16 protein-coding genes are annotated in these 12,597 nt (G+C 40.5%); 6 read left to right on the top strand and 10 right to left on the bottom strand.

Annotation, left to right across the window (positions count from 1 at the left end; genetic code table 11):
* Window positions 1-357: a dihydroneopterin aldolase gene (gene folB / locus ACSFVZ_RS01470; protein WP_135926068.1), complete on the bottom strand. Its 357-nt coding sequence runs from the start codon at window positions 355-357 to the stop codon at window positions 1-3.
* 227 nt (window positions 358-584) lie between these two features.
* On the opposite strand from folB, the gene plsY reads away from it, so the two are divergent.
* On the top strand, window positions 585-1,193 hold the full coding sequence (plsY, locus tag ACSFVZ_RS01465; protein ID WP_135926069.1) for a glycerol-3-phosphate 1-O-acyltransferase PlsY: 609 nt from the start codon (window positions 585-587) through the stop codon (window positions 1,191-1,193).
* 2 nt (window positions 1,194-1,195) lie between these two features.
* On the opposite strand, the gene tsaD is transcribed toward plsY, so the two are convergent.
* From tsaD to ACSFVZ_RS01450, 3 genes are all read right to left on the bottom strand, one after another.
* Window positions 1,196-2,209: a tRNA (adenosine(37)-N6)-threonylcarbamoyltransferase complex transferase subunit TsaD gene (gene tsaD, locus ACSFVZ_RS01460; RefSeq protein WP_135926070.1), complete on the bottom strand. Its 1,014-nt coding sequence runs from the start codon at window positions 2,207-2,209 to the stop codon at window positions 1,196-1,198.
* A gap of 62 nt (window positions 2,210-2,271) precedes the next feature.
* Window positions 2,272-2,862 carry a YjaG family protein gene (locus ACSFVZ_RS01455; protein ID WP_135926071.1) on the bottom strand — a complete coding sequence of 197 codons (591 nt, stop codon included), beginning with the start codon at window positions 2,860-2,862 and terminating at the stop codon, window positions 2,272-2,274.
* Complete coding sequence (locus ACSFVZ_RS01450; protein ID WP_135926072.1) at window positions 2,846-3,211, bottom strand: putative signal transducing protein; 366 nt, start codon at window positions 3,209-3,211, stop codon at window positions 2,846-2,848. Before ACSFVZ_RS01450 ends, ACSFVZ_RS01455 begins: the two co-directional genes overlap by 17 nt.
* A 79-nt stretch (window positions 3,212-3,290) precedes the next feature.
* On the opposite strand from ACSFVZ_RS01450, the gene ACSFVZ_RS01445 reads away from it, so the two are divergent.
* The 4 genes from ACSFVZ_RS01445 (at window position 3,291) to ACSFVZ_RS01430 (ending at window position 7,044) form a co-directional block, all read left to right on the top strand.
* The gene (locus ACSFVZ_RS01445) at window positions 3,291-3,698 is read left to right on the top strand and encodes a DUF2721 domain-containing protein (RefSeq protein ID WP_135926073.1); all 408 of its coding nucleotides are present in this window, start codon (window positions 3,291-3,293) and stop codon (window positions 3,696-3,698) included.
* 52 nt (window positions 3,699-3,750) lie between these two features.
* Complete coding sequence (locus ACSFVZ_RS01440) at window positions 3,751-5,277, top strand: DUF3369 domain-containing protein (protein ID WP_135926074.1); 1,527 nt, start codon at window positions 3,751-3,753, stop codon at window positions 5,275-5,277.
* Window positions 5,278-5,395: 118 nt separating this feature from the next.
* Window positions 5,396-6,283, top strand: coding sequence for a LysR family transcriptional regulator (locus ACSFVZ_RS01435; RefSeq protein ID WP_435557957.1), 888 nt, complete (start codon window positions 5,396-5,398; stop codon window positions 6,281-6,283).
* 140 nt (window positions 6,284-6,423) lie between these two features.
* Window positions 6,424-7,044, top strand: coding sequence for a 2OG-Fe(II) oxygenase (locus ACSFVZ_RS01430; RefSeq protein WP_135926076.1), 621 nt, complete (start codon window positions 6,424-6,426; stop codon window positions 7,042-7,044).
* On the opposite strand, the gene ubiA is transcribed toward ACSFVZ_RS01430, so the two are convergent.
* Together ubiA and ACSFVZ_RS01420 are read right to left on the bottom strand one after the other, a co-directional pair.
* Window positions 7,045-7,923: a 4-hydroxybenzoate octaprenyltransferase gene (gene ubiA / locus ACSFVZ_RS01425; RefSeq protein ID WP_435557956.1), complete on the bottom strand. Its 879-nt coding sequence runs from the start codon at window positions 7,921-7,923 to the stop codon at window positions 7,045-7,047.
* Complete coding sequence (locus tag ACSFVZ_RS01420; RefSeq protein ID WP_135926078.1) at window positions 7,920-8,465, bottom strand: chorismate--pyruvate lyase family protein; 546 nt, start codon at window positions 8,463-8,465, stop codon at window positions 7,920-7,922. The genes ubiA and ACSFVZ_RS01420 overlap by 4 nt, the downstream gene beginning before the upstream one ends.
* A gap of 200 nt (window positions 8,466-8,665) precedes the next feature.
* Here ACSFVZ_RS01420 and ACSFVZ_RS01415 point away from each other — a divergent pair, with 200 nt between their 5' ends.
* Entirely contained in the window at window positions 8,666-9,037 is a 372-nt protein-coding gene (locus ACSFVZ_RS01415; RefSeq protein ID WP_235383316.1) for a flagellar basal body-associated protein FliL, read from the top strand.
* Window positions 9,038-9,075: 38 nt separating this feature from the next.
* On the opposite strand, the gene glpG is transcribed toward ACSFVZ_RS01415, so the two are convergent.
* The 4 genes from glpG to ACSFVZ_RS01395 form a co-directional block, all read right to left on the bottom strand.
* Window positions 9,076-9,891 (bottom strand): rhomboid family intramembrane serine protease GlpG, encoded by an 816-nt coding sequence (gene glpG / locus ACSFVZ_RS01410; protein WP_199526329.1) that lies wholly within the window; start codon window positions 9,889-9,891, stop codon window positions 9,076-9,078.
* On the bottom strand, window positions 9,888-10,205 hold the full coding sequence (gene glpE / locus ACSFVZ_RS01405; RefSeq protein ID WP_199526330.1) for a thiosulfate sulfurtransferase GlpE: 318 nt from the start codon (window positions 10,203-10,205) through the stop codon (window positions 9,888-9,890). The genes glpG and glpE overlap by 4 nt, the downstream gene beginning before the upstream one ends.
* Before the next feature lie 64 nt (window positions 10,206-10,269).
* Window positions 10,270-11,295, bottom strand: coding sequence for an L-threonine 3-dehydrogenase (gene tdh / locus ACSFVZ_RS01400; RefSeq protein WP_135926082.1), 1,026 nt, complete (start codon window positions 11,293-11,295; stop codon window positions 10,270-10,272).
* A 55-nt stretch (window positions 11,296-11,350) separates the two neighbouring features.
* A complete protein-coding gene (locus ACSFVZ_RS01395; protein WP_135926083.1) occupies window positions 11,351-12,547 on the bottom strand; it encodes a glycine C-acetyltransferase in 1,197 nt (398 codons plus the stop codon).
* Between the last annotated feature and the right edge of the window lie 50 nt (window positions 12,548-12,597).

The following is a 12,597-nucleotide window of genomic DNA, read 5'->3' as shown; positions in this document are numbered from 1 at the left end:
TTAATATGCCTTGCGACGGGTGATTTCGACTCCCACCGTTTTGGCTTGTGGCACTGCTGCAGGTTTACTCACGCGAATGGTCACTTGCTCAGTTGCAAACTCAGTTAAGATAATGGCCGCTAATTGTTCAACTAAGGTTTCAAGCAGCTCTACTGGTTTTGCTGTTGTATGAGCGATAACCCGCTCGCTGACTTTTGCATAATCAAGTGCAAGGTTAATATCATCAGTTGCAGCTGCCGCAGAAATATCACATAGCATTTCAATATCAAAATACAGGCTTTGTTTACTTTCTTTTTCAAAATCATACACACCGATAATGGTGTCTACATGCAATTGTGATATATATACCTTGTCCATTGATACTCCAAGTGACATAAATATTAAAACACCTCTCATACTAAACGCTTATTGATTTGAATAATCCGCGCTATAAGTTGTCATACTGTTTTAATATATAAAAATTACCCCTACAATAACGGGTAGATGCGATGCATTATTGCTCACATGTTCTACTCAAAAATAGTGGCAGATGGTTTTGCCGCCAATGATAGCCCAAAAGTGCAGATTTAAAAATAAGGAAGCGCGTGTTAACAGCCCTAATGTTAGTTTTAGCCTATTTACTGGGATCGGTCTCATCCGCAATCCTTGTCTCTCGGCTGTTTAAACTACCGGACCCACGCAGTCACGGATCGAACAACCCAGGTGCAACGAATGTCTATCGCTTAGGTGGAAAAGTCCCTGCTGTACTTGTACTTGTCTTTGATATTTTAAAAGGAACCATTCCGGTTTGGGGTGCTTACTTCTTAAAAATAGAGCCACTTATGCTCGGCTTGATTGGTGTAGCAGCCTGTTTAGGCCATATGTACCCGCTGTTTTTCAGTTTTAAAGGCGGTAAGGCTGTCGCGACCGCTTTTGGCACGTTATTACCCATTGGTTTATCGTTAGGTGGGATGTTAATTGCAACTTGGATCTTAATTGTTGCTATCACGCGCTACTCATCTCTTGCAGCGTTAGTCACGGTTTCGTTAGCACCTCTATATACTTGGTGGATAAAACCTTTGTATACGTTGCCTGTAACCTTTTTAACCGTGTTGATAATTTTCCGTCACAGAGCAAATATTACTCGTTTACTCGCCGGTGAAGAGCCAAAAGTAGGGGCTAAGAAAAAAGCCCCTGAACATGAAGAAGGTTGATGTTAAATAGCCTCTAACGAGTCTATTGGCCAGCGCGGCTTTGTTTTCATATCAAGGCTAGCAAACTGCCCTGCTTTTAAGCGCTGCATACCAGCGTAAGCGATCATCGCACCGTTATCTGTACAAAACTCTGTGCGCGGGTAATACACACGCCCTTTCATACCTTGCATTACTCGCTCAAGTTGCGCACGCAATTGCACGTTTGCACTCACGCCCCCAGCAATCACTAAGCGCTTGATACCGGTTTGCTTTAATGCACGTTTACACTTGATAATTAAGGTATCAATAACCGCTGTTTGGAATGCATGAGCAATATCCGCTTTAGTTTGTTCATCATCATCGCTATCACGAATAGCGAGTGACGCAGCTGTTTTTAAACCACTGAAACTAAAATCTAAGCCGGGTTTGTCAGTCATCGGACGCGGGAATACAAAGCGCTCAGGTGTACCTTGCTCAGCAAGTTTTGCCAAACGCGGGCCTCCTGGGTAATCAAGCCCAAGTAATTTCGCCGTTTTATCGAATGCCTCACCTGCGGCGTCATCAACTGACTCACCTAATACTTCATATTCACCAATTCCAGATACTTTAACCATCATGGTGTGGCCGCCAGATACTAATAACGCGATAAACGGAAATTCAGGTTTGTCTTCTTCAAGCATTGGCGCAAGAAGATGCCCTTCCATATGATGAACCGCTACCGCTGGTATATTCCAACCATAGGCTAAAGAACGACCAATAGAAGTACCCACAAGGAGTGCGCCAACCAATCCAGGGCCCGCAGTATAAGCAATGCCATCTAAATCTTCTGGGCCACAGCCCGCTTGTGCAAAGGCGGCATCAATTAAAGGTAAGGTTTTACGCACGTGGTCACGTGACGCAAGTTCAGGTACGACACCGCCGTAGTCAGCATGCACTTTTACTTGGCTATACAGTTGATGTGCTAATAAGCCTTGTTCATCATCGTAAATGGCAATACCTGTTTCATCACATGATGATTCAATACCTAAAATTCGCATCAATTACTCCGCCAAGAAAAAATAAACGCGTATTTTACAGTGAAAATACGCATTACTGAATATTAAATTGCAATACCAATGTTGGTTTGACCGTCTGATACCGCAAGCTGTTTGAGTTCTTTTACGTTTTCAGAGCTAATTCGGCCCATTTGCTCTACAAAATCAATTAACTCAGCCAGTACTTCAATTTCATATTGCATTAATGGGTGTTCACGAACTGCTTTATTGTCAGCTACTTCACCATCAACGGTAAGTTGATATTCAATGTAACGTGCCACCGATGCCTGTGAAATTTTACTAATGTTCAAAAACTCTTGGTCATCTTTTGCCATTAAGCCGTGTAACATGCCCAGTAAAGCTGTTGCTGTATCAATAGCAGGGTAAGTGCCAAACATATCAAAATCAGTTAGTTCAGGCACATTAGGCTCTATTTTTTCGATTTGTTTTTCGAGGCTAATTTTACTTTTTGGCAGTAAAATCTTCTCCCAACAAACATTCAAAGCACTACGAAAAACCGCAGCATCACCAAACCCTGTGGCTTCACAGAATAAACTGTAATTAGGCAGCATGCGTTCTAACAAAGCACCACCTAATACTGCTTTTTGTAAATAGTTTAATTCTCTAATGCGTTGAAAATTATTCGCTTTCGTCATTTTTAACAGTCCCGCAAGACCAACAAAGTTCAAATGTTGATCCGTTAAGCTCTTGACACTTTGGGCACACCCAATCAGGAGCCGATTGTTTTACTTGCTGATAGTTTAACAATATTTCTTGCGCCTGGCGCTCTTTTAATGCGTAAACAAGCATATCAACTCCCGTCTGTTCAAAGGGTATCTCTCCCAATGCCCCTTGTAAGAGCTCACCTTGTAACTGACACTCAATACCTTTACTGTTTAACAGCCCTTTAATAATATTCGCTTCAAGACTGTTTTCAGCCTGAAATACTCGTACCCATTTGAACGGTTCAGAGCTAGCGGTTTGATTTAATTTCTTATTTTGCAAATTACTTCTCTTTTACTTTTCTAAATATAAAACCTAAACTACAAAAGCTTTGCCGCAATGCTTATTTCAAGGTAACTACATGACATTAACGACACCAGGACTACTATTTCCTGCGATTTCTTTACTTTTACTCGCTTACACCAATCGTTTTTTGGTGCTCGCCCAACTTATTCGTGAACTGAATGCGCGCGAAGGGGAAAGTATTCGCCCTCTTGTTGTCGCACAAATTACCAACTTAAGAAAGCGCATTAAGTTAATAAGAGTGATGCAAGTATACGGCGTTGCCTCATTTTTAATGTGCACCTTATCAATGTTCGCTTTATTTATAGAATTTAATACCACAGGCATCATCTTATTTGGGATTAGCCTAGCTTGCTTAGCGATGTCACTTTTAACCTCTTTGTATGAGATCCACATTTCATGCGATGCCATCGAAATCGAATTAAAAAATATCGAAAAAAAACCAGTAGCTGATAAGGCAGAGTAAATTTCTGCCTCTATACTTATTGTTACGAGATGCAACAATAAGTGGTGTGTTTGTGGAAGATTTTTTATTTTCTGATGAGCAGCTAGAAGAAAATAACGTTCCTATTGATGAATCAGAATGTTGGCATATTCTTGTTGTTGACGATGAAGAAGATATTCACCAAGTTACGAAATTAGTGCTAGCTGGCTTCACTTTCGAAAATAAAGGTCTGCGCTTTTATGACGCCTATTCAGCAGCCGAAGCAAAAGAGTTATTAAAGCAAAATATTCCTTTTTCAGTCGCGCTTGTCGATGTTGTCATGGAAACAAACCATGCAGGACTTGAGCTTATCCAATACATTCGCGATGAAATAGAAAACCATGATATTCGCTTAATTCTGCGTACAGGTCAGCCTGGAGAGGCACCTGAAGAGTCGATTATCCGTGATTATGATATAAACGATTACAAGAATAAAACCGAACTAACGGCTATAAAAATTAAGACGCTTCTTTATTCTGCACTCAGAGGGCATCGAGATATACAAATTATTGATCGCCATAAAAGTGGCCTAGAGCAAATTATTAATGCGTCTGCGAATTTCTTAAAATGCGATAGTGTTAACGAATTTGCATCCACTATTTTAAGTCACGTCACGAATGTAATGGGGATTAATGACGCACAAATCTATTGTGCTGCAGCAGTTAATTTTCAGTCCTCACCGGCGAAAGATTTTCAACTATTAGCCGCGTCGGGAGTTGGACCAACGCCGAATCAAAATACTATTCCAGATGAAGTGAAAAGTTTATTTATTGACGCCCATGAGCGTAAATCATCATTAAAAACGAGCACCGACTATATTGGTTACTTTCCGACAAAAGCAGGCCTTGAGACCATGTTATATGTTCATAAAGGAAGTAAACTGCAAACAACCGATCATCAACTATTAGAGTTTTACGCGAACAATATTGCCCTAGCCTACGACAACCTTAAGCTTAGAGAAATGGTTAAAGAATCACAAAAAGAGTTGTCTTACATTTTAGGTGAAGCCGTTGAAAAACGCTCTAAAGAAACAGGCTCGCATGTTAAGCGCGTTGCTTTATATAGTGAATTACTTGCTAAACTATCACAACTCAGTCCATTTCAATGTGAAATTATCAAGCTCGCTTCACCACTACATGACATTGGTAAAATTAGTATTCCTGATAGCATCTTAAATAAGCCAGGTAAATTAACTGATGAAGAATGGAAAATAATGCAAACTCATGCAGAAGTGGGTTACGAAATTTTAAAAAATTCAAGTAACGAAATTCTGACTTGCGGCGCTTTGATTTCATATCAGCATCACGAAAAATGGGATGGTTCAGGTTATCCGCAAGGTTTAATTGGCAATGAAATCAACATTGTTGGTCGCATAACCGCCCTTGCCGATGTGTTTGATGCGCTATGTAGCGACCGTTGCTACAAGCTTGCTTGGCCCTTAGATGAAGCACTGTCATTGATAAAAGAGCAACGTTCGAAACATTTTGATCCAAATCTTGTTGACTTGTTACTTGAAAATTTACCACTTTTCCTTGAGATTAAAGATCGTTACCCTGACTAGATGTAACTTTTCTGTAAAACGAACTTCCCAAAACAGGTACTATAATTTACTATGCCACTGTAGATTATAATTATATTGCCTGGATGTAGGGCTTACTTATAACAAGGGACTATATAAAGTGAGATTTGAACAACTTGAACAGTTTGTAGCATTAGGCGTATTAAGGCATTTTCGCCAAGCTGCTGAAAAAACACAAATAAGCACTTCAGCGTTAACCCGGAGTATTCAAACTCTTGAAGACGAAATTGGTTATGAGCTGGTAACTCGCTCAACCCGCTCCGTTAAGTTAACCAAAGAAGGTGAAATTTTCTTAGACTATGCGCAACAAACCCTCGACAATCTAGAAGAAACAAAACAACATCTTTTCGAATCACTAAATGGCTGCGCAAGCGAAAAGCTTGTTATTGGTTACACTAATAAAGCCAGTGCTGTCGTTCCTGTATCTTGCGGGCAATTTTTAGCGCAGTATCCTCATGTAAAAATCGAGATGCAACTACAAGAGCAAAGCGAGCTAATGCGTAAGCTACAGCTTGGTGAAATTGATATTAGTGTTTGTTCGCAAGCAATGAATAGTATAGGAAGCGATATCCATTTACCTGACCAACTGATTTTATTTGTTGCTAAAGATCATCCATTAGCGAATAAGAGTGATATCAGCAAACGCGATTTTGCCGACTACCCTATGTACAGCTGCTTTTCACAATCGAAACAAGTACAACAGATGCTAAACGACGCCATTGATTCATTCGATAAGTCAGCCAGTGTTAAAGTAGGTAGTATTGAACAAGTTATGGAAGGACTAAAACGATCGAACCATATTGCAATAGCTAGCATTGAACACGCGAACAATGTTGCTTCTGATCCGGCCTTGCAGCTTTTAAAAACCAACAAAGGTGTTGCTCAAGAGCAACTTGTTATACAAACAAATCAAAAAATTAACGACAACTCTCATGTAAGTCACTTGCTTGATCTTATTGAAAAAATGGCCTTAGCAAGCCAGCATTAGTCGTCTCTTATATCTGCTAGCCTGAATTAAACAGGCTAGCTTCTCCCGTCTTTTACTAATCACTTATTTATTGCATAAAAAGCGTGCATCGCATTATTTTTCAGATACACTTACGCACCTTTTTTTTATTGTGTATATAAATGAACGCTCAGCTGATTTCTGACACTTATTTAGATGCAATTGAACAAGCTGGTTATGCTATTGTTGAAAACGCGATTGATGAAACATTAATCAATGATTTAATCGCCGACTGCTATCGTATAAATCCGCATTTTCACACAGCGGGTATTGGTCGTTTAAACGACCAACAAATTGATAAAAATGTCCGTAAAGATAAGACCTTTTGGTTTGATAGTTCAAGCCAAGCACAAATTACTTATCTGGCGACCATGGAAGCGATAAAAACGCAGTTAAATCGTAGTTTTTATTTAGGGTTATTTGACTACGAATGCCATTATGCAAAGTATCAACAGGGTGACTTTTATAAAAAGCACTATGATGCCTTCAAAGGCCGTTCGAACCGTATTTTCACAACTGTTTGTTACTTAAATACGCCAGAATCTGGCGGTGAGTTGGTGATTTACAAGCCGAAAAGTAAAGATATTGAGATTGTCGTAAAACCTCAAGCTGGCATGCTGGTAATGTTTGAAAGCGAACGCTTTATGCATGAGGTATTACCCGCAAATGATGTTCGCTACTCTATTGCGGGTTGGTTCAGAAAAAATGCCTCGATCAGCGGTATTATCGACCCACCTAGATAATTAAAATGGCAGTGGCAAGGATGCTGCTAAACCGATAAAAATCACTAACCCCACATAGTGATTATTCAAAAATGCTTTGAAGCAAGGGTCTCGCTCTCGTTTATGAATAAGCATTTGTTGATAAAGTAAAAACCCAATCGCTGCCGCTAAACCCAACCAATAAGGCAAGCCAAGATGGTTACTCATGCCGATGAAAACAAGAATCGCGATAAATAAGGCATTGAGTAAAAAGATGATGTGTCTGTCATAGCTGGCAAACAAGATTGCCGTTGACTTAACCCCTATTTTTAAATCGTCATCTCTATCAACCATGGCATACATGGTGTCATAAGCCACAGTCCAAACAAGATTAGCGGTAAATAGTAGCCAGGCTTCTAATGGTACTGAACCAATTGATGCCATATAGGCCATCGGAATTGCCCAACTAAATGCAGCACCAAGCACTACTTGCGGTAATTGGGTATAACGCTTCATAAATGGGTAACAAAACGCCAGTGCTAAAGCACCAAATGAAAGCAAAATAGTTGACCAGCTAAGTAACATAACCAATCCGAACGCCACTGCAATAAGTAACACAAACAAACTCATTGCCTCTGCACTAGAAACCAGTCCTGCAGCCAGAGGGCGCTGAGCAGTTCGCTTTACTGAACCATCGATTTTACGATCGGCAAAGTCATTGATCACACAACCTGCACTTCGCATCACAAAGACACCTAAGCTAAACACTACAAAATTTAACAAACTAGGCGTGCCTTGATTAGCAAGCCATAAAGCCCAATATGTTGGCCACAATAGCAACAAAGTACCGATTGGCTTATCCGTTCGCATCAGTTGTTTGTAATAAGGAATGTTTGCGCGATGTAATGCAGCTAATTTCATAAATAGATATATGCCTCAGGTAAGAACACTTCAGCCACAAGAAAGTGAGCATTTGATAATGCGAACACGCTGCGTCGGCCCCACAATGAATTTGACGGTAAGCCAAGGTGAGCTGTTAACGCTTGAATAGCATGCTGCTGAGAAAATTCAGCCACCTCGATTTCTGTTCGCTGCAAGCTGGGGTCTTGAAAAATAACATCGCCAAGCGGCCTCGTCCCCATATTTAACAACTGCTGTTTCTTTAAAGTATCGTCTGCTGGTAGCCAACTCTGCGCATAAACCATAGGTTTACCATCGCACAATAATAGCACCTCGCGGTTTAATGCCTGACTTAAAGAGGTATTTAGTAGCGCTTGTTGCTCGGCAGTTAAATCAAAAGGCGCTTCGTTTAGTACCTCAACTGAAAAAGCCTGACAGTGACTTTTGAGCTTAGCTGTTAATGAACCGGCTTCAAGCAGCCAACCTTGCTGTTGTTGCGTCAAATCTGGAAATGCTGAAGCAGGCTGCCAATTTGCAGCTAATGAAACTGGGAATGTGATCACAACGACTCATTATTTTTAAAAACCGTGCAAATGATATCACTGCTGCACGTTTGGCAAAAGTCATGATTTAATCTCAAGCACGGTTAAAAATCACAGAACAGCCTGTATCTCAAGCGAATTTGGGTATAGACTAAAACCATTGAAAGGGTGGAATATTTTTAATTATGAAAACATCAGTGTTATCAATTTACTTAGTCAGTATGCTACTAATTGGCGCAATGACCAGTCTGTCTGCACAGGCTGAGTCAAAAGTTGGCTACTTTGGTTTTGAGCCTGATATCATCACCAACTACATAGGCCAAGGTAATAAGAAGCTAGGCTACGTGCGCATTACCGTTGACCTTATGCTAAATGATACAGCCGATATCAGCGTTGTTGAACATCACACCCCTCTACTGCGTGATGCGATTGTTGAAATACTCTCAAAAGAGCCTGAAGAAAACATTAAATCGCTTACTGGTCGAGAAGAAATCAGAAAACGCTGTACTGCAAAATTAAAGTCACTACTTAAACAAGAAACTGGCCAAGAAATTGTCAGAGAAGTGTTATTTACTAAGTATTTGTACCATTAATAGTTTGTTTAATAAAAAAGGCGGTTTAACCGCCTTTTTTATTTACGTGTAAGCAGCTTATCAGACACCGCATATGCCATACCAGCCAGCAAACCTGCTAAGTGAGCCCAATTCGCCATACTCACTGGCAACATATCTACAAAGCCTAGAATAAGCCAAACCAACATAAAACCAACAATACTATTGCTGACTAAAGGTGGTTCGTTAGGGCGCATTGCACTATAAATCCAGCAAAACCCAAGCAAACCATACACAACGCCGCTTAAGCCACCAAAGTTAGGCCCGACAAGTAAAAACTGCGCCCAATTACTAATAAACGCCGTAACTAAAAATAACCCTACTAAGGTTAATTTACCGCTGCGCTTTTCAATATCGTTACCCAGCGTCATCCACCAGATCAAATTAAAAATAAGATGGATAGAGCTAAAATGCACAATGGCAGGAGTAAGCCAAGTAAGTGGCTTGGCAGGGTTAAATTGGAGCATGCCATAAATAGTTTCAAAGCCGCCCATCAGAAAAGCAACAAAGATGACTATAGATACTAAGGTTACGGTACGATTAAGCCAACTTAAAGCCTTAAATCGCGCTTTTAAATCAAGTGATTGGCCTTGATATGATAACGGCGATTGTGTACTTCCTACCTGCCATGAAGCTTGTAAGTACTTTTCATCGTTGGGATTTTCAGCAAACTCTTGCCATAAAGGTTGAGCTTGATGAAAATGCTCTGGAGCAACACAAATAATCACAGTTTGTCCATCTTGCGAGCGCAGCTCACCTTGTAATCCTTTACTTTTAATGTAGTCAATAAAGCCTTGTGCGGCGCGCGGATTATTAATGCTGCCCAGTTCAATCATCGTTCTATATGCTCCGGAAGTTGCGTTTGCCACGCAGTAAAGCCACCATCCATGCTGTAAACATCTTCAAAGCCTTGTTCAACTAAATAGCTCGCAGCACCTTGAGAACTTACGCCATGATAACAAACGATGATGATTGGCTGATCAAACTCTTTGTTCATCATAAACTCGCTGATATTTGCATTCGATAAATGCTCAGCGCCTGGAATATGTCCGCTTTGAAATGAATTCGGATCGCGAATATCGGCAATCACGACATCGTCTTTGTCTAACAGCGAAAAGGTTTCGCTAACTGAAATATGTTTATACGACATAATACTCTCTAAACTAAAAAGGCGGCCTAAAGCCGCCTTAATTTTGAGGCTTTTAGACCTTCATTTAATCCCAATTCAGGATAACTTTACCAGACTGGCCTGAAATCATTGTATCAAAGCCTTTTTGGAAGTCATCTACCGAAAATTGATGCGTGATAATTGGGTTAAGATCAAGACCAGACTGAATTAGACTCGCCATCTTATACCAAGTTTCAAACATTTCGCGACCATAAATACCTTTAATGATAAGGCCTTTAAAAATAACTTGGTTCCAATCAACCGCCATATCTGAAGGTGGAATACCTAGCATAGCGATTTTTCCGCCGTGGTTCATGTTATTTAGCATGCTATTAAATGCAACGGGTACGCCTGACATTTCAAGACCAATATCAAAGCCTTCTGTCATGCCAAGCTCTTTCATTACATCTTCAAGCTTTTCATTTGCTACATTTACTGCACGAGTCGCACCCATTTTACGTGCTAAATCTAGGCGGTATTCGTTTACGTCTGTGATAACTACATGACGCGCACCAACATGTTTAGCAACCGCAGCTGCCATGATACCAATTGGGCCTGCACCTGTAATTAATACATCTTCACCCACTAAATCAAACGACAATGCGGTGTGAACTGCATTACCAAATGGGTCAAAAATTGAGGCTAATTCATCTGAGATATTATCTGGAATTTTAAATGCATTAAAAGCAGGGATCACAAGGTATTCTGCAAATGCGCCTTCACGATTAACACCAACACCAGTTGTATTGCGACATAAATGCACACGACCAGCACGGCAGTTGCGGCAATGACCACAAGTAATATGGCCTTCGCCAGAGACACGGTCACCTACTTGGAAACCACGTACTTCCTGACCCATATCAATTACTTCACCAACATACTCGTGGCCAACAACCATAGGAGTTGGAATTGTATTTTGTGCCCACTCATCCCATTTATAAATATGGACATCTGTTCCACAAATTGCTGTTTTGCGGATTTTAATAAGCAGATCGTTATGGCCAACTTCAGGCTTTGGCGCATCAGTCATCCAGATCCCTGGTTCTGCTTTTAATTTAGATAATGCTTTCATGATTTACACTCAATTAAACAAAACCGAAGCAAAAGCTTCGGTTTAGGAAATAAAATTAGATAACACCCATTTCTTTACCAATACGGGTAAAGGCAGCAATAGCGGTATCTAATTGCTCTTTTGTATGCGCCGCAGAGATCTGCGTACGGATACGTGCTTGGCCTTTAGGTACAACAGGGAATGAGAAACCTGTTACATAAATACCTTCGGCAAGTAATTTGTCTGCCATCATAGAAGCGACTTTTGCATCGCCTAACATAACTGGGATAATTGCATGGTCTTTACCTGCACAGGTAAATCCTGCCGCTTCCATTTGTTCACGGAAATATTTTGCGTTATCCCAAAGTTTTGCGCGTAACTCACCGCCATTGCTCAGCATTTCAAGTACTTTAATCGATGCAGTAACAATTGATGGCGCAAGTGAGTTTGAGAAAAGATAAGGACGAGAACGCTGACGTAACCACTCTACAATTTCTTTTTTACCAGATGTGTAACCGCCTGATGCGCCACCAAGTGCTTTACCAAGTGTACCTGTGATGATATCAACACGGTCAAGAACACCACAGTACTCCGGCGTACCTTTACCATTTTCACCGACAAAACCAACAGCGTGAGAGTCATCAACCATAACTAAGGCATCGTATTTGTCAGCAAGGTCACAAACCGCTTTAAGATTACAAATCACACCGTCCATTGAGAAAACGCCGTCAGTTGCGATTAGTTTTGTTTTAGCACCCGCTTCATCAGCAGCAATAAGTTGCTTTTCAAGGTCGCTCATGTCGTTATTAGCGTAACGGAAGCGTTTTGCTTTACAAAGGCGAACACCATCAATAATTGAGGCGTGGTTTAGCGCATCAGAGATAATTGCATCATCTGGGCCGAGAATTGTTTCGAATAAACCAGCGTTTGCATCAAAACAAGATGAGTAAAGAATCGTATCTTCGGTTTCTAAAAACTCAGAAATCTTTTGCTCTAATGTTTTATGAATATCTTGAGTACCACAAATAAAACGCACAGAAGCAACACCAAAACCATGATCATCTAAACCTTGTTGCGCGGCTTTGATCAGCTCAGGGCTATTGGCTAAACCTAAATAGTTGTTCGCACAAAAATTGATTACCTTATCACCTGAGGCAACTTCAATTTGAGCTTGCTGCTGCGATGTAATAACACGTTCACTTTTGTATAAACCTTCAGCTTTTACTTCGTCGATTTGCTGTTGCAGCTGATTAAAAAACGCAGATGCTCTCATCTGTAATCTCCAAATATTCTTGTATCTAACCAGAAATGATTAGCATGACT

This window comes from Pseudoalteromonas nanhaiensis, from assembly GCF_051235485.1.
GTDB classification, from domain to species: domain Bacteria; phylum Pseudomonadota; class Gammaproteobacteria; order Enterobacterales; family Alteromonadaceae; genus Pseudoalteromonas; species Pseudoalteromonas lipolytica_C.
The sequence above is the reverse complement of the archived record's forward strand: the minus strand, read 5'-3'. Positions and strand labels throughout refer to the sequence as shown.

Coding starts and splice junctions, on each gene's coding strand:
- folB (WP_135926068.1), bottom strand. CDS start 357: ATGGACAAGGTATATATATCACAATTGCATGTAGACACCATTATCGGT.
- tsaD (WP_135926070.1), bottom strand. CDS start 2,209: ATGCGAATTTTAGGTATTGAATCATCATGTGATGAAACAGGTATTGCC.
- ACSFVZ_RS01455 (WP_135926071.1), bottom strand. CDS start 2,862: ATGACGAAAGCGAATAATTTTCAACGCATTAGAGAATTAAACTATTTA.
- ACSFVZ_RS01445 (WP_135926073.1), top strand. CDS start 3,291: ATGACATTAACGACACCAGGACTACTATTTCCTGCGATTTCTTTACTT.
- ACSFVZ_RS01430 (WP_135926076.1), top strand. CDS start 6,424: ATGAACGCTCAGCTGATTTCTGACACTTATTTAGATGCAATTGAACAA.
- ubiA (WP_435557956.1), bottom strand. CDS start 7,923: ATGAAATTAGCTGCATTACATCGCGCAAACATTCCTTATTACAAACAA.
- ACSFVZ_RS01415 (WP_235383316.1), top strand. CDS start 8,666: ATGCTACTAATTGGCGCAATGACCAGTCTGTCTGCACAGGCTGAGTCA.
- glpG (WP_199526329.1), bottom strand. CDS start 9,891: ATGATTGAACTGGGCAGCATTAATAATCCGCGCGCCGCACAAGGCTTT.
- glpE (WP_199526330.1), bottom strand. CDS start 10,205: ATGTCGTATAAACATATTTCAGTTAGCGAAACCTTTTCGCTGTTAGAC.
- tdh (WP_135926082.1), bottom strand. CDS start 11,295: ATGAAAGCATTATCTAAATTAAAAGCAGAACCAGGGATCTGGATGACT.
- ACSFVZ_RS01395 (WP_135926083.1), bottom strand. CDS start 12,547: ATGAGAGCATCTGCGTTTTTTAATCAGCTGCAACAGCAAATCGACGAA.